Annotated in this window: 17 protein-coding genes and 1 pseudogene; 10 read left to right on the top strand and 8 right to left on the bottom strand. The window is 66.6% G+C overall.

What is annotated here, in order from left to right:
• The first annotated feature begins 1 nt into the window (after position 1).
• From CW305_RS11310 to CW305_RS11300, 3 genes are read left to right on the top strand one after another with little or no spacing between them, the layout of a single operon-like run.
• Entirely contained in the window at positions 2-721 is a 720-nt protein-coding gene (locus tag CW305_RS11310; RefSeq protein WP_104097942.1) for a lipopolysaccharide kinase InaA family protein, read from the top strand.
• Positions 711-1,139 (top strand): diacylglycerol kinase, encoded by a 429-nt coding sequence (locus CW305_RS11305; RefSeq protein ID WP_046617841.1) that lies wholly within the window; start codon positions 711-713, stop codon positions 1,137-1,139. Before CW305_RS11310 ends, CW305_RS11305 begins: the two co-directional genes overlap by 11 nt.
• 11 nt (positions 1,140-1,150) lie before the next feature.
• Positions 1,151-3,316 carry an LTA synthase family protein gene (locus CW305_RS11300; protein WP_104097941.1) on the top strand — a complete coding sequence of 722 codons (2,166 nt, stop codon included), beginning with the start codon at positions 1,151-1,153 and terminating at the stop codon, positions 3,314-3,316.
• Positions 3,317-3,352: 36 nt separating this feature from the next.
• Here CW305_RS11300 and CW305_RS23445 read toward each other — a convergent pair whose 3' ends face one another.
• The 3 genes from CW305_RS23445 to CW305_RS11290 are packed head-to-tail and all read right to left on the bottom strand — an operon-like array spanning position 3,353 to position 4,482.
• Positions 3,353-3,520: a hypothetical protein gene (locus CW305_RS23445; RefSeq protein WP_179484797.1), complete on the bottom strand. Its 168-nt coding sequence runs from the start codon at positions 3,518-3,520 to the stop codon at positions 3,353-3,355.
• Between the two features lie 26 nt (positions 3,521-3,546).
• Positions 3,547-4,068, bottom strand: a complete 522-nt coding sequence (locus CW305_RS11295; RefSeq protein WP_104097940.1) for a diheme cytochrome c — start codon at positions 4,066-4,068, stop codon at positions 3,547-3,549.
• 9 nt (positions 4,069-4,077) lie between these two features.
• Positions 4,078-4,482: a DUF1924 domain-containing protein gene (locus CW305_RS11290; RefSeq protein ID WP_104097939.1), complete on the bottom strand. Its 405-nt coding sequence runs from the start codon at positions 4,480-4,482 to the stop codon at positions 4,078-4,080.
• A gap of 140 nt (positions 4,483-4,622) precedes the next feature.
• Between CW305_RS11290 and CW305_RS11285 the strand changes: the two genes are divergently transcribed.
• Positions 4,623-6,212 carry a 2Fe-2S iron-sulfur cluster-binding protein gene (locus tag CW305_RS11285; RefSeq protein ID WP_104097938.1) on the top strand — a complete coding sequence of 530 codons (1,590 nt, stop codon included), beginning with the start codon at positions 4,623-4,625 and terminating at the stop codon, positions 6,210-6,212.
• A gap of 143 nt (positions 6,213-6,355) precedes the next feature.
• On the opposite strand, the gene CW305_RS23720 is transcribed toward CW305_RS11285, so the two are convergent.
• The 4 genes and pseudogenes from CW305_RS23720 to CW305_RS11270 form a co-directional block, all read right to left on the bottom strand.
• Entirely contained in the window at positions 6,356-6,652 is a 297-nt protein-coding gene (locus CW305_RS23720) for a rhodanese-like domain-containing protein (RefSeq protein ID WP_245890994.1), read from the bottom strand.
• A gap of 245 nt (positions 6,653-6,897) precedes the next feature.
• Positions 6,898-7,692, bottom strand: a pseudogene (locus tag CW305_RS23715) (MBL fold metallo-hydrolase); the annotation flags it as partial.
• A gap of 125 nt (positions 7,693-7,817) precedes the next feature.
• Complete coding sequence (gene trmA, locus CW305_RS11275) at positions 7,818-8,906, bottom strand: tRNA (uridine(54)-C5)-methyltransferase TrmA (protein WP_104097937.1); 1,089 nt, start codon at positions 8,904-8,906, stop codon at positions 7,818-7,820.
• 208 nt (positions 8,907-9,114) lie between these two features.
• Positions 9,115-10,410 (bottom strand): NCS2 family permease, encoded by a 1,296-nt coding sequence (locus CW305_RS11270; RefSeq protein WP_104097936.1) that lies wholly within the window; start codon positions 10,408-10,410, stop codon positions 9,115-9,117.
• 131 nt (positions 10,411-10,541) lie between these two features.
• On the opposite strand from CW305_RS11270, the gene CW305_RS11265 reads away from it, so the two are divergent.
• The 6 genes from CW305_RS11265 to CW305_RS11240 all read left to right on the top strand — a co-directional run bounded on the left by CW305_RS11265 (position 10,542) and on the right by CW305_RS11240 (position 16,632).
• Positions 10,542-11,108, top strand: a complete 567-nt coding sequence (locus CW305_RS11265; protein ID WP_104097935.1) for a DJ-1 family glyoxalase III — start codon at positions 10,542-10,544, stop codon at positions 11,106-11,108.
• Between the two features lie 72 nt (positions 11,109-11,180).
• Positions 11,181-12,158 (top strand): XdhC family protein, encoded by a 978-nt coding sequence (locus CW305_RS11260; RefSeq protein ID WP_104097934.1) that lies wholly within the window; start codon positions 11,181-11,183, stop codon positions 12,156-12,158.
• On the top strand, positions 12,151-12,741 hold the full coding sequence (locus CW305_RS11255; protein ID WP_104097933.1) for a nucleotidyltransferase family protein: 591 nt from the start codon (positions 12,151-12,153) through the stop codon (positions 12,739-12,741). The genes CW305_RS11260 and CW305_RS11255 overlap by 8 nt, the downstream gene beginning before the upstream one ends.
• A gap of 197 nt (positions 12,742-12,938) precedes the next feature.
• A complete protein-coding gene (locus tag CW305_RS11250; RefSeq protein WP_042927739.1) occupies positions 12,939-13,451 on the top strand; it encodes a (2Fe-2S)-binding protein in 513 nt (170 codons plus the stop codon).
• Positions 13,448-14,434, top strand: a complete 987-nt coding sequence (locus CW305_RS11245) for an FAD binding domain-containing protein (RefSeq protein WP_101274476.1) — start codon at positions 13,448-13,450, stop codon at positions 14,432-14,434. Before CW305_RS11250 ends, CW305_RS11245 begins: the two co-directional genes overlap by 4 nt.
• Complete coding sequence (locus tag CW305_RS11240) at positions 14,431-16,632, top strand: xanthine dehydrogenase family protein molybdopterin-binding subunit (protein WP_104097932.1); 2,202 nt, start codon at positions 14,431-14,433, stop codon at positions 16,630-16,632. Before CW305_RS11245 ends, CW305_RS11240 begins: the two co-directional genes overlap by 4 nt.
• A gap of 122 nt (positions 16,633-16,754) precedes the next feature.
• On the opposite strand, the gene CW305_RS11235 is transcribed toward CW305_RS11240, so the two are convergent.
• Positions 16,755-17,147 carry a carboxymuconolactone decarboxylase family protein gene (locus CW305_RS11235; protein ID WP_014821471.1) on the bottom strand — a complete coding sequence of 131 codons (393 nt, stop codon included), beginning with the start codon at positions 17,145-17,147 and terminating at the stop codon, positions 16,755-16,757.
• Between the last annotated feature and the right edge of the window lie 45 nt (positions 17,148-17,192).

Here is a 17,192-nt window from a genome sequence, read left to right as displayed (position 1 = left end):
CATGAGCCGACCTCTCGTACTGCCGGCCCGCGAAGCGCGTACCAGCACCTTCCAGCGCTGGTGGAACACCCAGGGCGAATGGGTCGAGGAGCCCAATCAGCGGCGCGCCGGCGAAAGCGGCGTGCAACGGATACGGCTACGCGATCCGCAGCAGCCGCTGCTGTACTGCAAACGGCAGATCGGCCACCTGTATCGCTCATTACTGCATCCGTTTGGTCGGCCCACGGCGCTACGTGAACTGCAGGCGCTGCAAGCATTCGGCCGGCTCGGCGTGCAGGTGCCGGAACTGGTCTACTGCGGCACGCGACAACAGGCCGGGCAGTGGCAGGCGCTGCTGGTGACGGCGGAGCTGGAAGGCTTCGTCAGCCTGGAGGACTGGTATCAACAGGACTTGGGGGGGCGCTTCGGTCCGACGGTACAGGAGCGCATGCTGACAGCGGTCGGAATTAGCCTCGGTCGCATCCACCAGGCGCGCTGGCAGCACGGCTGCTGCTATCCCAAGCACATCTTCATCAGGGTTCACGGCGAAGGTGACGCGACCGGGGTCGAGGTCGCCCTGCTCGATCTGGAAAAGAGCCGCCGCCGGCTACGTCGTAGCGCCGCGGCACGGCATGACCTGCGCCAGCTCAAGCGTCATCGCCAGGCCATGCCGGAACAGGACTGGCAACGATTGCTGGCCGCCCACCGCACCTTCAGCGAGTTGCGCTGCGATGTCATCTGAGCCGACCTGCGCGGCTACCGATGCCGTGGCCAGCGTCGACGTGCCGGCCGACGGTGCGGCGCTGAAGGGGCGCAGCGGACTGGCGCGTATCTGGTACGCGTCCGGCTATTCGGCTGCAGGTCTCAAGGCCGCTTATAGAGGCGAAGCGGCGTTTCGCCAGCTGGTGCTGCTGAATCTGCTGCTGATTCCCTTGGCGTTTCTGTTCGACGTCAGCCGCGTCGAGCGCGCCGTGCTGATTGCCGTGGTGTTTCTCGGCCTGATCGTCGAACTGCTCAACTCGGCCATCGAGGCGACGGTCGACCGCATCTCCTTCGAACTGCATCCGCTCGCCAAACAGGCCAAGGACATGGGCAGCGCCGCGCAATTGCTGGCGCTGTGCCTGATCGGTCTGGTCTGGGCGGTGATCCTCATCCCCTGAAGGACGTACCCATGCTTTCCTCTTTGCGACGCTCTGCTCGAGAGCGCCCGGCGTCCGGCTTCAATTGCCTGGCCGCGCACCTGCGCTTCACGTTCGCCAGTGCGCTGGCCCTGCTGGCGCTGTTTGCGCTGCTGCGGCTGGGCTTGCTGCTGTTCAACCGCGAACTGATCGGCAGCACGCCGCTGGCCAGCTTCGTCGAGGCATTCGGCAACGGCCTGCGCTTCGACCTGCGGGTGACGGTATACATCCTGCTGCCGCTGCTGCTGGGCGTGCTGAGCGTGCGCGTGATGGCCGCCCGCGGCCTGCTGCGGCTGTGGTTGAGTGTGTGTGCCAGCCTGACGATCCTGCTCGGGCTGATCGAGCTGAACTTCTATCGCGAGTTCCATCAGCGCCTCAACAGTCTGGTGTTCCAGTACCTGCAGGAAGATCCGGCCACCGTGCTGAGCATGCTCTGGCATGGCTTCCCGGTACTGCAACTGCTGGCGAGCTGGGGTGTGGCGAGCGCGGCGATGTACGCCCTGTTCGGCTGGCTGGAGCGGCTGACCCGTGGCGCGCCGGCTGTGCGCGAGACCGCCGCGCGCCGCCGCGGCTCGGCCTGGTATACCCGCGCGGCGGTATTCGGCGTGCTGATACTGGTCTGCGTGGTGGCTGCCCGAGGCACGCTGCGCCAGGGACCGCCGCTGCGTTGGGGCGATGCCTTTACCACCGAGTCGATGTTCGCCAATCACCTCGGCCTGAACGCGACACTGTCGCTGTATGACGCGGCGAAAAACCGCTTTTCAAGCCACCGCGACAACAGCTGGAAGGCGACGCTGCCGGCCGAGCAAGCGCAGGCGATCACCCGCGAGCTGCTACTGACCGGCAACGATCAACTGGTGGATGCCGCACTGGCGCCGGTACGCCGTGATTTCCGTCCGCCGGCGGACGGGCAGCTGCCGGTGCGCAACGTGGTGGTGATCCTGATGGAGAGCTTCGCCGGGCGTTTTGTCGGCGCGCTGGGCAGCGGGGAAGGCATCACGCCGAACTTCGATCGCCTCGCCGAAGAGGGCCTGCTGTTCAGCCGCTTCTTCGCCAATGGCACCCATACCCATCAGGGCATGTTTGCCAGCATGGCCTGCTTCCCCAACCTGCCGGGCTTCGAGTACCTGATGCAGACGCCGGAGGGTGGCAACCGCTTCTCCGGCCTGCCGCAACTGCTCAGCGCACGGGCGTTCAACGACCTCTACGTCTACAACGGCGACTTTGCCTGGGACAACCAGTCCGGATTTTTCAGCAATCAGGGCATGACGCGCTTCATCGGCCGCGGCGACTACGTCGACCCCGTCGTCGCCGACCCGACCTGGGGCGTATCCGATCAGGACATGTTCACCCGCGCTGCCGAGGAGCTAGCGCAGCTGGACCGCAGCAAGCCGTTCTATGCGCTGTTGCAGACGCTGTCCAATCACACGCCCTATGCCCTGCCGGAGCGGTTGCCGATTGCCGTCGTCGAGGGGCATGGCGCGCTGGATCAGCACCTGACCGCGATGCGCTATTCGGACTGGGCGCTGGGCCAGTTCTTCGATCAGGTGCGTGACGAGCCCTGGTTCAAGCAGACGCTGTTCGTGGTAGTCGGTGATCACGGCTTCGGGGTGCCGGAGGAGGTGACCGAGATGGACCTGTTCCGCTTCAACGTGCCGCTGCTGTTAATTGCGCCGGGCATTACCGAGCGTTTCGGCAGCCGTCGCGATGTGGTGGGTACCCAGGTCGACGTAGTGCCGACCATCATGGGCCGACTTGGCGGCGAGGTTCGGCACCAGTGCTGGGGCCGCGATCTGCTCAGCCTGGCGGCGGATGATCCGGGCTTCGGCATCATCAAACCGTCGGGCAGCGACCAGACGGTGGCGATGATTCGCGGTGACCGCGTGCTGGTACAGCCCAAGGAGCAAGCGGCGCGCCTGTATCGCTATCGCCTGGGGGCCAACCCGCAGGGCGAACGCCTCGCGCCGGATGCCGAGGCGGCGCAGTTGCAGCGCCAGCTCGAAGCCTACCTACAGACCGCGACTGCCAGCCTGCTGGCCAACCGCAGCGGTGATCGCGAGCGCGAGGCCGCGCCGGGCGGCGTACCGCTGGCCAGCGTGGGCGTCCCCACAGAACCGCCCAAGACGCCGAACCAGGCGCGCAAGGCGCGCGAGGGCTGAGATTCAGCGGGTCGGCGGCGTTAGCCTGGATGACGGCTACCGAGCGTGCAGCGACGTCAGTTCGGCCGACGCGTTCTTGCTGGCGAGGAAGTACACCAGCTTCTGCCGCCGGCGGGTGTCGAGCAGCTCGCGCTCGCTCAGCAACTGATCGATCTGCAGCTGTTGGCGGGCCTCGAGGGCGCCGCGCAGAGTGGAAGTCGTCACGAATTACCTCAGTGGGATCGGGTGGCTCAACGCGGGATCTTCACGCGATCGTCATCGAAGTCGCCGCGTTCGGCGTCGCGATGGCAGGCCACGCAGTTGAAGCGGCCGCCGACCGACTCGCGGGCGAACTTGGCTTCGCTGACCTCATCGTGCTTGTGCTCGAACCAGCGCGTCTGGCTGATGCGTGGTTGCTCGCCGACGGTGGGCGACGGCTCCACCGGCAGGCGGTTGGCGGCCGAGGCGCGGACCAGGAAGTCGAGGATTTCCTTTTCCTGCACCGGGTCCAGCGACGCGTTGCTGCCGTAGTGGTCGCCCAGGGTGCGCATCTGCTCGCGCCAGGCATCGGCAGGCAGCAGGCCGGGGGAATAGAGCATGTGGCAGGCGGCGCATTCTTCCTTCCACACCAGTGATGCGTCGCTCGGCACCGCCAGGCGCTTGGGGCGCTTGTAGCCCTGGCGATCATGGTCGTCGTCATCGGCAAGGCTGAAGCCGGTCAGCGCCAAGGCGGAGGTCAGTCCGGCGACGGCAACGATGGATGCGATCTTCATGGCGCGCTCCTATTGGATGCTGTCGATCCAGCTGATGAAGTCGCCTTTTTCCTGCGCCGTGCATTCACGGGCGTAGACGTCGTCGCAGTTGCGGCGGAACCATTTCTCGACCTTCTTCAGGTCGGTGAAGCGCTCGGGGTTGGCGGCTGGCGCCAGTGGATCGACCTTGCGATGGGCGGGTGTCTTGCCGGGCTGGCGCGGGTCGCTGGTGTGACAGGTGGTGCAGCTCATGCTCTTGCCGTTGCGCTGCTCCTCGGCGAAGTACAGCGCCTTGCCGTGCTCGGCGGAAAAGCCGGTGAAGTTCGCGTCCTGCTGGCGGGCCTGAGCGGCGTAGCCGGCCAGCAGTGGGTGTTCGGTTTCGGCCAGCGCCGGCAGGCTCAGGCAGCAGGCGAGGGCGATCCAGTAAGCGTTCATGGTGCGGTCTCCAGGACGGATGAGCGCAGCCTAGGCGCGCAGCCTTACGCCAAGCTGAACGTGGCCGAATGATAGCGTTCAGCTTGGCTTCAGCTGCGGGGCATACAAGGTAGGCATTCCCTGTATCGAGGATTGCCACCGTGGCTGCCTTCAACCGCTTTCGCTTGTTCCACTGGCTGCTGGCCGGTTTCTTCCTCGCGGTGTACCTGACTGGCGACGACGCCGAGTCGCTGCACATCTGGCTGGGTTACGGCCTTGTGGCGTTGCTGGTGTGGCGGCTGCTGATCGAGCCGCTGCGCCTGCGGGGTTTTCCGAGGCTGCTGCCGCCGCAGGGACAGCGCCGCAAGCCGGGCCTGTCGGCAATCGGCAAGTGGCTGACGGTGGGTGCGCTGGGCAGTTTTGCCGTCGCCAGCCTGGTCGGGCTGGGCATGGTCGATAACGGCGACGTGCTGGCTGCGCTGCCCGGTGTGGGGCCAGAGGTGTTCGGTGCTGCCAGCGACATCGATTTCATCGGCTGGATGAGCGATGCCGAAGAGGTGCACGAGTTCTTCGCCAACCTGGGGCTGTGGCTGATCGGCCTGCATGTCGGCTATGTGCTGCTGTTCCGCCGCAAGACGGTATGGCCGATGCTGCGCGGCGTGCCCAAGTCGGGGCCGGCTTCGACTTCAGCTTCGGCCTTGGCGCCGGCAGCGACTTCGATCGCGACCTCACTCGCATCGTCGCCGACACCGGTTGCCGGTGAATTCACCCGCCTGCGCATCGCCTCACGCCAGGCCGAAACCGCCGACAGCTGCTCGTTCACCCTGCAAGTGCCGGCCGCCCAGCGCGCACGCTTTATCGCGCAGCCGGGGCAGTTCCTCACGCTGAAGGTGCCCGGTACCGCGCCGGCGCTGCTGCGCTGCTACTCGCTGTCGCAGCGGCCGCAGGCGGATGGCGCGCTGCGCATCACCATCAAGCGGGTGCCTGGTGGTCGCGCGTCGAACTGGCTGCTGGATAACCTGCAGGCGGGCGACTGCGTCGAGGCGCTGCCACCGGCCGGCGTGTTCGTGCCGCGCAGCCTGGACAGTGATTTGCTGCTGCTCGGTGCTGGTAGCGGCATCACGCCGTTGATGGCGATCCTGCAGGCGGCGCTGGTCGAGGGCTGCGGGCGAGTGTGTCTGTTCTACGCCAGCCGCGATGCCGCTTCGCTGATCTTTGCTGAAGAGCTGGCTGAATGGGCCGTGCGTTACCCCGAGCGCCTGCAGCTGCGCATCTGGCTGGCTGCTGAGCAGGGTGTTCCGAGCGGCCCGGCGATTGCCGCGAAGATCGCTGACTGGTCAGCCGCCGACGCCTTCATCTGCGGGCCGCAACCGTTCATGGATGCGGCCGGTGCCGCGCTTGGCGAGCTGGGTGTGGATGCTGCGCGCATTCACCTGGAGCGCTTTGCTGCCGCAGCGCCGACGGCCGCAGCGGGTGGCCGTCGCAGTCGCCTGCGGGTCGCGCTCGACGGTCGCCGTCACGAGCTGGACGTGCCGCGCGGCGAGGTGTTGCTGGAGGCTATGGAGCACGCCGGTCTACGGCCGCCGAGCGCCTGCCGCTCGGGCGTCTGCGCCGCGTGCAAGTGCCGGGTGTTGGAGGGTAGCGTAAGCATGCGCAGCAATCAGGTGTTGAGCGAGAGCGAAGTGCGTCAGGGCTGGGCATTGGCCTGTCAGGCCGAGCCGCGCAGCGCCGAATTGCAGGTGGAGTACTGAGATGCAAAAGGCCCTGGTTTGCATGATTTGACGCAGCGTCCGCCGGATAACGGCATAGCCTTTATCCGGCGGGCGGAAGCGCCCGGGCAGTCGAAAAGGCCGTCGGCCGTTTTCCACCCTTGGCGGGTTACCCCGCGGCGGGCTTAGCGCTCCGCCACCGGCAGATCGTGCTTCTGCCAGGCGAGCCACGAGCCGGGCACGTTTACCACGTCGCGGAAACCCTCGCGCTTGAGGATGCTGGCGGCAATCGAGGCGCGGTAACCGCTGCCGCAATAGGTCGCCACGGTCCTGTCCTTGTCCAGTTGCTCCAGTCCTTCGGGCAGATGGGCGACGAAGGCGTGGCGGGCACGCGCCCTTGCTCGACCTCCTCGGGGGCACGCACGTCGAGTACCTGTACCTGGGGATCGTCGCGGCGACGATCGAGCTCGTGCACCGTCCATTCGCCGACGCACTCCAGTGGCAGGCCGGCGTTCTGCCAGTCGCTCATGCCGTTGCGCAGGTAACCCGCCACGTGGTCGAGGCCGATGCGGTACAGCTGCAGCGTCGCCTGGTGGATTTCGTGACTGTCTTCGCCGATCAGGTAGATCGGTCGCTGGTCGTCGAGCATCCAGCCGGCCCAGCTGACGAACTCGTTGCGCAGCACGATATTCAGCGCGCCGGGCACATGGCCGCCGCCGAAGGCGAGGATCGAGCGCAGGTCCACCAGCTGCACGGCGCTGTGGTCGGCGGTGCGCTGGCGGAACTCCTCCGGTGCCAGCGGCGGCGGCAGCGCTGGACCGCCGGTATTCATCGCTGGACGGGTGTTGAGCTTCTTCAGCCGCGCATAGTGGCGCGGCGGCTCGGGCATGTCGGTTAGTAGCCAGTCGACGAATTCACGCTCGCTGCGTTGCTGGTTAAGTGCCGGATTGAACAGCAGCTCGTTGCCGAGCGTGGAGTGGTGGCGGTCGCCGATGGACTTGCCGCAGGCCGAGCCGGCGCCGTGACACGGGTAAATCTCGATGCGTTCGCCCAGCGGCAGGTAGCGGGTGAACAGCGTGCCGTAAAGCTGCGCGGCCAGTTGTCGGGTGCTGTCTTCGCCGAGCAGGTCCGGCCGGCCGACGTCGAGGTTGAACAGGGTGTCGCCGGTGAAGAGAGCGAACGGCTGTTTGCCCTGCTGGCTGTCGCGCAGCAGCAGGGAGATGTGTTCCGGCGTGTGACCGGGCGAGTAGATGATTTCCAGGCTGACCTGGCCGAGCTCCAGCACCTCGCCATCGGCAGCCTGGCGCAGCTCGAAACCGTAGTCCGCTGAGCAGCCGCCGATGATCTCTGCGCCGCTGCGTTCGGCCAGCGCCTGGGCACCGGAGACGAAGTCGGCATGGATGTGGGTTTCGATGGCGTAGGCGATGCGCAGGCCTTTTTCGCGGGCCAGGTCGAGGTAGATATCGACGTCGCGCCGCGGGTCGATCACCGCGGCGACCGCGGCATTGCTGTCGCCCACCATGTAGGAAATCTGCGCCAGGCCATCGGTATAGATCGGCTCGAAAACCAGCATGCTGTCACATCCATAACGTGTCAGTGGTTATGGATGTGGAACGCCGCCAGGCGGCCGGCGTTCAGTCGGGCCGATCACTTGCGGACCAGCAGCACCCCGGATTCCATGTGGTGGGTGTATGGGAACTGGTCGAACAGCGCACAGCGCTCGATGCGATGGGTGTCGGCGAGCTGGGCGATGTTCTGCGCCAGGGTTTCCGGGTTGCAGGAGATGTAGAGGATGCGCTCGAAGCGACGGGCCAGTTCGCAGGTGTCCGTGTCCATGCCGGCGCGCGGTGGGTCGACGAAGATGCTGCCGAAGTCGTAGCTCTTCAGGTCGATATGGGCCAGGCGGCGGAACGGGCGCACCTCGTTCAGCGCCTGGGTCAGCTCCTCGGCGGAAAGACGCACCAGCTCGATGTTGTCGATGCCGTTGTCGGCGATATTGGCCAGCGCGGCATTGACCGAGGTCTTGCTGATCTCGGTGGCCAGCACGCGGCGCACGCGAGTGGCCAGCGGCAGGGTGAAGTTGCCGTTGCCGCAGTAGAGTTCGAGCAGGTCGTCGTCGCGCTCGCCGAGCACGTCGAAGGCCCAGTTCAGCATCTTCTGGCAGACCTCGCCGTTGGGCTGGGTAAAGGCGCCCTCGGGCTGGCGATAGCGGAAGGTTCGCCCGGCGACCACCAGCGCTTCTTCCACGTAATCGTGACCGATGACGATGCGCTTGCCCTTGGAGCGGCCGACCAGGCTGACGCCGAGGTTGGCGGCGAGCTGCTCGGCTTCGGCCTGCCAGGCCTCGTCCAGTGGGCGGTGGTAGGCGAGGGTGATCAGCGCATCGCCGGCCAGGGTGGTGAGGAATTCGACCTGGAACAACTTGAAGCTGAGCACTTCCGACGCCTGCCAGACCGCTTTCAGTTGCGGCATCAGCTCGTTGATGCGGCGACTGGCGATGGGGAAGTCGTCGATCAGGATCGCCTTGTGCTTGTCGCCCTGCTCGAACATCGCGTAGTGGCGCTGGCCTTCTTCGCGCCACAGGCGGAATTCAGTGCGCAGGCGGTAATGCTCGCGGGGCGAGTCGAAGACTTCCGGTGCCGGTGCATCGAACGGCGCCAGCAGTTCCACCAGCCGGGCGGTTTTCTCGGCGAATTGGGCATCGTATTGGGCGGGGTCGAGCTTGGGCAGCGGCATGGCGGGGGCTTCGTGCAGAGGTTTGAGGAGCTTTACGGCGCCGGCCGCTCCCACAGTAGTTCGCTCCGTGGGGCGGCCTTGCCGCGAATTAACGTATGTTGCGGATCGCTATTCGTAGGGTGGATCGGGGCGCGCAGCTGACGCTTTTCTCATCCACCTTCTGGGCGATCTGGTGGATGGATGAGGCGTCATCCACCCTACGCTGCGATCAGCCGGCGAACCAGCCCAGCTTGACCACGAACAGTGCCGAGAGAATCCACATCGCCGGGCTCAGCTCACGCCAGCGGCCGGCCAGCAGCTTGATCGCGGTCCAGGCGATGAAGCCGAAGGCGATGCCGTTGGCGATGGAGAAAGTCAGCGGCATGGCCAGCGCGGCAACCACGACCGGCGCGGCGACGGTGAGGTCGTCCCAGTCGATGTTGGCCAGGCTGCTCATCATCAGCACGGCGACGAACAGCAGCGCCGGTGCGGTGGCATAGGCAGGCACGGCACCGGCCAGCGGGGCGAAGAACAGGCTGAGCAGGAACAGCAGGGCTACCACGCAGGCGGTCAGGCCGGTGCGACCACCGGCAGCGGTACCGGCGGCGGATTCGATGTAGCTGGTGGTGGTCGAGGTGCCCAGCGCGGCGCCGGCCATGGTTGCGGTGCTGTCAGCCAGCAGGGCGCGGCCCAGGCGCGGCATCTTGCCGTCCTTGTCCAGCAGGTCGGCCTTCTGCGCCACGCCGATCAGGGTACCGGAGGTGTCGAACAGGTCGACGAAGAGGAAGGCGAAGATCACGCTGATCAGGCCGATATCCAGCGCGCCCATGATGTCCAGCTGCATAAGGGTCGGCGCCAGCGACGGCGGCATCGAGACCACGCCGTTGAGCTGCGACAGACCGAGCAGGATCGACAGGCCGGTGACCACCAGAATGCCGATCATTACCGCGCCGGTAACCTGGCGGTAAGCCAGCGCTGCGATCAGAAAAAAGCCCAGGCAGGCCAGCAGCGGGCCGCCAGCGCTGAGGTCGCCCAGGCCGACCAGGGTGGCCGGGTTGTCGACGACGATGCCGGCGTTCTTCAGCGCGATGATCGCCAGGAACAGGCCGATACCCGCGGCGATGCCGGCACGCAGGGCCAGCGGAATGCTGTGGATGATCCACTCGCGAATCTTGAAGATCGACAGGCCGAAGAAGATCACGCCGGAGAGGAACACCGCACCCAGCGCGGTCTGCCAGGTGTAACCCATGGTCAGGACCACGGTGTAGGTGAAGAAAGCGTTCAGGCCCATGCCCGGCGCCAGCGCGATGGGGTAGTTGGCAACCAGGCCCATGATCGCCGAGCCGATGGCTGCGGCCAGGCAGGTGGCGACGAACACCGCGCCGTGGTCCATGCCGGTTTCGGCGAGGATGCTCGGGTTGACGAAGAGGATGTAGGCCATCGTCAGGAAGGTGGTGATACCGGCCAGGACCTCGGTGCGCAGCGTGGTGTTGTGCGCCTTGAGTTGAAATAGCTTTTCCAGCATGGTCGATCCTCTATGTGCCGGTCAGTGTGAGGGCTGTCGCCTCTGGCGGGCGATTCGCGTGTCATCGCAAAAGCCGCGCATCTTACACCGGGCGGCAGCGCGGTTGAATTTCCATTGAGCAGGTGAAGGCCATGAGCAAACGAGTCCTGATTCCGATCGCCGACGGTTCCGAAGACCTGGAGGCCGTTACCCTGATCGACGTGCTGCGGCGTGCCGAGTTCGAGGTGCTGGTGGCCAGTGCCGAAGAGCGGCGCATGCTGACGTGCGCGCGCGGTACACGGATCACCGCCGACGCCATGCTGCTCGACGTGCTGGCGCAGGACTTCCACCTGATCGTGCTGCCCGGTGGCATGCCCGGCGCGAAGACCCTCGGCGAGCTGGAGCCACTGGGCGAGCGCGTACGCCAGCAGGCCGCGGCCGGGCTGGACTATGCGGCAATCTGCGCGGCGCCGGCGGTGGCGCTGCATCCCTACGGCGTGCTCAAAGGCCGTCAGGTGACCTGCTACCCGGGCATGAGCGACAACCTTACCGGCACGCATTTCCTTGACCAGCCGGTGGTGGTGGACGGCAACTGCATCACCAGCCAGGGCCCGGCGACTGCCCTGGAATTCGCCCTGACCCTGGTGGAGCATCTGGCCGGTCGCGGCAAGCGCCGCGAAGTAGCCGACGCCATGCTGGTGCCGGTAACGACGAACTAACTTCGCCTCGGATCGGTCACTCCTTGCATTGCCGGGAGTCCTGGCAGCAATGGGCTGAATCCGAGGAGATCAATGGACAGTGTCGATCTGGCGGTACTGCGGCGTGCCCGCGACTGGTTGCGTGAGGGCTATCCCGTGGTGCTCTACACGGTGCTGGAAACCTGGGGCAGCGCGCCACGTCCGGTGGGTTCGCTGCTGGCACTGCGCGGCGATGGCCGCGTTGAAGGCTCGGTGTCCGGCGGCTGCGTCGAGGACGATCTGCTCGCGCGGGTCATGGCCGATGAGCCACCGCAGGCTTGCCAGCTGATCACCTACGGCGTGAGCAAGGAAGAGTCCGCGCGTTTCGGTCTGCCCTGTGGTGGCACCCTGCGCCTGCTGCAGGAGCCATTGCGCGATGCCGGATGGATCGACGAGCTGCTGCGGCGTTGCGTCGGGCATGAACGGCTGCTGCGCTGTGTGGATATCGCCAGTGGTGATGTAACGCTGCAAACCGCCGGCCGCGACGCCGCGCTGCAGTTCGATGGGCATACCCTGCGCGCACCATTCGGCCCGGCCTGGCGCCTGCTGATGATCGGCGCGGGGCAGCTGTCGCGTTATGTCGCCGACCTGGCACATGGCCTCGGCTTCGAAGTACTGATCTGTGACCCGCGCGAAGGTTATGCCCACGACTGGGATGCGGCGACGGTGCGCTTCGTCCCCGGCATGCCGGACGATGCCGTGCTGGCCATCGAACCGGATGCGCACACCGCCATCGTCGCGCTGACCCACGACCCGCGGCTGGACGACATGGCACTGCTTACCGCGCTGCAGTCCGAAGCCTTTTACGTCGGCGCTCTGGGCTCGCGGGCCAACAGCGAAAAGCGCAAGGCGCGCCTGCTGTCGCTGGGCCTCGGCGAGCGCCAGGTGCAGCGGTTGCACGGCCCCATCGGCTTGCCCATCGGCAGCCGTACACCGGCGGAAATCGCGCTGTCCTTGATGGCCGAAGTGGTTGCGCTGAAAAACGGCGCTCTGGTCAGCCAGGCGTTGCCGGAACAACAGCGCTGTGCCTGAACCGGGCGTCTGCGCCATCGTTCTCGCCGCGGGGCAGGGCAGCCGTTATCGCGCGGCCGGTGGGGCGGACAAGCTGCTGGCGGCCAGCCTGGCTGCTGCGTCGTCGCCGCCGGTGCTGGCGGCCACGCTGGCCAACCTTCGTGGTGTCGCCGAACGGCTGCTGGTGGTGACCCGTGCAGACAATCTGCCTCTGCGCGACTGGCTGAGCGCCAACGCTGCCGACTGCGAGGTGCTTGCGCTGGAATCCCGCGGGCTCGGCCACAGCCTTGCGCAGGCCGTGGCCCAGGCGCCGGCAGGACGTGGCTGGCTGGTGGCGCTGGCCGATATGCCCTATGTGCAGCCGCGGACCCTGCGCGAGATCGCGGCGGCAATCCGCAAAGACAACCTGGTTGTGCCGACCTATGACGGCCGCCCCGGCCATCCGCGCGGCATCGGCAGCGCCCATCGCGATGCGCTGCTGCAGCTGGATGGTGATCGCGGTGCCCAGGTGCTTTTCGCGGCGCACCCGGTACTGGAGCTCGCCCTGAACGATCCCGGTGTACTGCAGGACATCGACCATCCCGATGATCGCCGGCAGGCCTGAAGACCATCGCCGTAGCGACTACCAAAACCTGCACGAATCAATTGGCCGGTCCGCGCAGCGCCACGCCGTTCGCGGCGAGATGACCCTCAGTCAGCCGCAGCCACTCGACCGGCAGGGCTGAACGATTTTCGCGGCACGCCAGTCGTACCCCAAGACGCACGGACAGCGCATACCAACGCCCAAACCGTGAGGCCGCCATGAGCGAAAATTCTTCAGCCGCAGGCCAGACCTGCACCATCAGCCTGGAGCTGAACGGCGAACGCCGTGAGCTCCAGGTGCAACCCTGGACCACCTTGCTCGACCTGCTGCGCGACCAGCTCGGCCTGACCGGCACCAAGAAAGGCTGCGATCACGGCCAGTGCGGTGCCTGCACGGTGCTGCTCGACGGCCGGCGTATCAACAGCTGCCTGACCCTGGCGGTGATGCACGACGGCGCCAGCCTGACCACCATCGAAGGCCTGGCCAGCGATGCGACGCTGCATCCGCTGCAGGCTGCGTTCGTCAAGCACGATGCCTTCCAGTGCGGCTACTGCACGCCGGGGCAGATCTGCTCGGCAGCCGGGCTAGCAGCGGAGAACCGTGCCAGCAGCCGCGACGAGATTCGCGAACACATGAGCGGCAACCTCTGCCGCTGCGGCGCGTATCCCAACATCCTCGCCGCCATTGAGGACGCACTGCCGACGCTGCGCGGCCAAGAGGGTGCGCAATGACGCCGTTCAGCTATCAGCGCCCCGAACGCATAGACCAGGCCATCGCCCTGCACGGGCCGCAGAGCCGCTACATCGCCGGCGGCACCAACCTGCTCGACCTGATGAAAGAGAACGTGCTGCAACCCGGCCAGCTCATCGACATCAACGGCCTGCCCCTGCGCGAGATCGAGCAGACCGCCGAGGGCGGCCTGCGCATCGGTGCGCTGGTGAGCAACGCCGACCTGGCCTGGCACCCGCAAATCGAACAGCGCTATCCGCTGCTGAGCAAGGCGATTCTTGCCGGGGCATCGCCGCAGCTGCGCAACATGGCCAGCACCGGCGGCAACCTGCTGCAGCGCACCCGTTGCTACTACTTCTACGACACCGCCACGCCCTGCAACAAGCGCGAGCCGGGCTCCGGCTGCAGCGCGCGTGACGGGCGCAATCGCATCCACGCGATTCTCGGTGCCAGCGAACACTGCGTCGCCGTGCATCCGTCGGACATGTGCGTGGCGCTGGCGGCGCTGGATGCCCGGGTGCATGTGGAGGGGCCGCACGGCAAGCGACGCCTGGAGCTGGTGGACTTTCATCGGCTGCCCGGCGACCAGCCGCAGCAGGACAACGTACTCGTCGAGGGCGAGCTGATCACCGCCATCGAGCTGCCGGTGGAAGGTTTTGCCAGCCACTGCGCCTACCTCAAGGTGCGCGATCGCGCCTCCTACGCATTCGCCCTGGTATCCGTCGCGGCGGCTCTGGAGATGGATGGCGACGTCATCCGCCGCGCGCGTATCGCGCTCGGGGGCGTGGCGCACAAACCCTGGCGCCTGGAGGAGGCTGAAGAACTGCTCAGCGGCAAGCGTGCCGAACCCGAATGTTTCGCCGCGGCGGCCGATCGCCTGCTGCAAGGCGCGCAACCGCTCGCCGACAACGCTTTCAAGATCGACCTGGCCCGGCGCGCCATCGTGCGTGCACTGACCGAAGCCGCCGGAGGAACCGTCCGATGAACAGCGCCAACTCTCCACTGGGCAAGCCGCTGGACCGTGTCGACGGTCCGCTCAAGGTCACCGGCAAGGCCTGCTACGCTGCCGAAGCCGAGGTGCCGGGGCTGCTGTATGGCGCCGCGGTGTCGAGCAGCATCGCCCGCGGCCGGATCACGCGTATCGATGCCGTCGCCGCCGAGGCACTGTCCGGCGTGCGACTGGTGCTGACCCACCAGAACCGCCCGCCGGTGGCCAGCTACGACGAGCCTTACGAGGACGACGATGCCGCCGACGGCTCGCCGTTCCGCCCGCTGTACAACGACCGCGTGCTCTACAGCGGCCAGCCACTGGCGTTGGTCGTCGCCGAGACCCAGGCGCTGGCGCGGCATGCGGCGAGCCTCGTGCGCATCGAATACGAGGTCGAAGCGCATCAGACCGATCTGCAGGCGGCGCGCGAACAGGCCCATGAAGCACCCGCCGAGCTGCCGGAGCCGCGCGGCGATTTCGACTCGGCGTTCGCTGCGGCGGCAAAACGCGTCGATTGCGAGTACGGCACCCCGGTGGAGCACCACAACCCGATGGAGCCGCATGCCTCCATTGTCCAGTACCAGCCGGGCGGCGAGCTGCTGATCCATGACAAGACCCAGGGCGTGCAGAACTGCCAGCGCTATCTGGAACAGGTGTTCGACATGAAGGGCAAGATTCGCGTGCTCGCGCCCTTCGTCGGCGGCGCCTTCGGCTCCGGCCTGCGGCCGCAGTACCAGCTGCCGCTGGCGGTGATGGCCGCACTCAAACTGAAGGCCTCGGTGCGCGTCGAGTTGACCCGCCAGCAGATGTTTACCTTCGGCTATCGCCCGCGCACCTTTCAGCAGCTGAAGCTCGCGGCCGATGGCGAAGGGCGGTTGCGGGCCATCGAGCACAGGGCCATCGGCCAGACCTCGCGCTTCGAGGACTTCACCGAGCACGAGGTGGAGTGGTCCGGCATGCTCTACGCCTGCGACAACGTGCGCCTCGGCTACCGCCTGGCGCCGCTGGACTTCTATACCCCGCTGGACATGCGCGCCCCGGGCGCGACCATCGGTGTCTATGCGCTTGAGTGCGCGATGGACGAGCTGGCCCATGAAGTCGGTATCGATCCGTTGGAGCTGCGCCTGCGCAACTACACCGACATCAACGGCAACGAGGGCAAGCGCTATTCCAGCAAGGAGCTGCGTGCCTGCTACCAGCAGGGTGCGGAGCGCTTCGGCTGGTCGCGGCGTCCGGCGCAGCCACGCAGCCTGCGCGACGGTCATCAGTTGGTGGGCATGGGCATGGCCACAGGCGTCTGGGAAGCCATGCAGATGCCGGCCTCCGCTCGCGCCTGCCTCGACGCCGATGGCCGGCTGCTGGTGACCAGCGCCACCGCCGATATCGGCACCGGCACCTACACCGCGATGACCCAGATCGCCGCCGATGCCATGGGCCTGTCGATGGCCGAGGTGGAGTTCCGCCTCGGCGATTCCAGCCTGCCGCAGGCACCGCTGGAGGGTGGCTCGGCCACCGTGTCCTCGGTCGGTAGTGCGGTGCAACGCGCATGCGCCGGCCTGCGGCAGAAGCTGCTGGACGCCGTACAGCAGTCTCCGGCTTCACCCTTTACCGGAGCGAATCTGGAGACGGTGGAGTTCGTCGATGGCCAACTGCGGCTGAAATCCGGCGAGCATGCCGTGCCGCTGCGCGACATCGTCCAGGTCAGCGGCGCATTGGAGGCCGAAGCCAGCGTCAAGCCGGATGAGAAGCGCGACGCCTGGGCGACGGGAACCCATTCGGCGGTGTTCGTCGAGGTGCGCGTCGACGAGGACCTCGGCACCATCAAGGTCAGCCGTGTGGTCAGCGCGATTGCCGCGGGCCGCATCGTCAACCCGAAGACCGCCGGCAACCAGATCGTCGGCGGCGTGGTGTGGGGCATCGGCCAGGCGCTGCACGAGGAGACGCTGATCGATCACAGGCTCGGCCGCTACATGAACCACAACCTTGCCGAGTACCACATCCCGGTGAACGCGGACATTCCCGAGATCGACGTGATCTTCGTCGAGGAACACGACGAGATCGTCAACGACCTGGGGTCCAAAGGCGTGGGCGAGATCGGCATTGTCGGCGTGGCGGCGGCGGTGGCCAATGCGATCTACAACGCAACGGGCAAGCGCGTGCGGGATCTGCCGATCACCCTGGACAAGGTGCTGTAACGCGCCTTTGACGGCGGCTGCGATGTCCGTACGGCTGGTGGGCTAGCCCACCAACCGCCACCGCGCCAGGGCACAGAACCTGTTGTCGGCCGGCTTAGCCACGTGGTGTGCTGGTTTGCCGATTACACATCCGGCAAAAGGCCCCGTTCGGCAAAGACCGCCTTGACCGTGTGCATGCCGTTGAGCGCGGCCGGGAAACCGGCGTAAACCGCCATCTGAATCACCACCTCGACGATCTGCTCCGGCGTGCAGCCGACGTTCAGCGCGCCGTGAACGTGCACGGCCAGCTGCGGTTGGCAATGGCCGAGCGCGGTAAGCGCCGCCACGGTCGCCAGCTCACGCTGGGCCAGGTCGAGGCCGGGGCGCTGGTAGATGTCGCCGAAGGGAAATTCGATCACGTAGCGCGCCAGGTCCGGCGCAATGGCTTGCAGGCTGTCGATGACCTTGCGCCCGGCCTCGCCGTCGATCTCGTCGAGCTTGGCCAGGCCTTCGGTGTAGCGGGCTGATACAGACATGGAGCGTTCCTCTCAATAGATCAGAGGAAAGCCTGCGGGTTGGAG

It is taken from the genome of Stutzerimonas kunmingensis, from assembly GCF_002929225.1.
Classification (GTDB): Bacteria; Pseudomonadota; Gammaproteobacteria; order Pseudomonadales; family Pseudomonadaceae; genus Stutzerimonas.
Note: the sequence above shows the minus strand (reverse complement) of the source record. Positions and strands in the feature narration are given on the sequence as shown.

Bases quoted from the DNA above. Each gene is read 5' to 3' on its own strand.
- CW305_RS11305 (WP_046617841.1), top strand. From the start codon at position 711: ATGTCATCTGAGCCGACCTGCGCGGCTACCGATGCCGTGGCCAGCGTC.
- trmA (WP_104097937.1), bottom strand. From the start codon at position 8,906: ATGCCGCTGCCCAAGCTCGACCCCGCCCAATACGATGCCCAATTCGCC.
- CW305_RS11270 (WP_104097936.1), bottom strand. From the start codon at position 10,410: ATGCTGGAAAAGCTATTTCAACTCAAGGCGCACAACACCACGCTGCGC.
- CW305_RS23720 (WP_245890994.1), bottom strand. From the start codon at position 6,652: ATGGACGGTGCACGAGCTCGATCGTCGCCGCGACGATCCCCAGGTACA.
- CW305_RS11295 (WP_104097940.1), bottom strand. From the start codon at position 4,068: ATGAAGATCGCATCCATCGTTGCCGTCGCCGGACTGACCTCCGCCTTG.
- CW305_RS11235 (WP_014821471.1), bottom strand. From the start codon at position 17,147: ATGTCTGTATCAGCCCGCTACACCGAAGGCCTGGCCAAGCTCGACGAG.
- CW305_RS11250 (WP_042927739.1), top strand. From the start codon at position 12,939: ATGAGCGAAAATTCTTCAGCCGCAGGCCAGACCTGCACCATCAGCCTG.
- CW305_RS11300 (WP_104097941.1), top strand. From the start codon at position 1,151: ATGCTTTCCTCTTTGCGACGCTCTGCTCGAGAGCGCCCGGCGTCCGGC.
- CW305_RS11290 (WP_104097939.1), bottom strand. From the start codon at position 4,482: ATGAACGCTTACTGGATCGCCCTCGCCTGCTGCCTGAGCCTGCCGGCG.
- CW305_RS11265 (WP_104097935.1), top strand. From the start codon at position 10,542: ATGAGCAAACGAGTCCTGATTCCGATCGCCGACGGTTCCGAAGACCTG.
- CW305_RS11245 (WP_101274476.1), top strand. From the start codon at position 13,448: ATGACGCCGTTCAGCTATCAGCGCCCCGAACGCATAGACCAGGCCATC.
- CW305_RS11310 (WP_104097942.1), top strand. From the start codon at position 2: ATGAGCCGACCTCTCGTACTGCCGGCCCGCGAAGCGCGTACCAGCACC.
- CW305_RS11260 (WP_104097934.1), top strand. From the start codon at position 11,181: ATGGACAGTGTCGATCTGGCGGTACTGCGGCGTGCCCGCGACTGGTTG.
- CW305_RS11240 (WP_104097932.1), top strand. From the start codon at position 14,431: ATGAACAGCGCCAACTCTCCACTGGGCAAGCCGCTGGACCGTGTCGAC.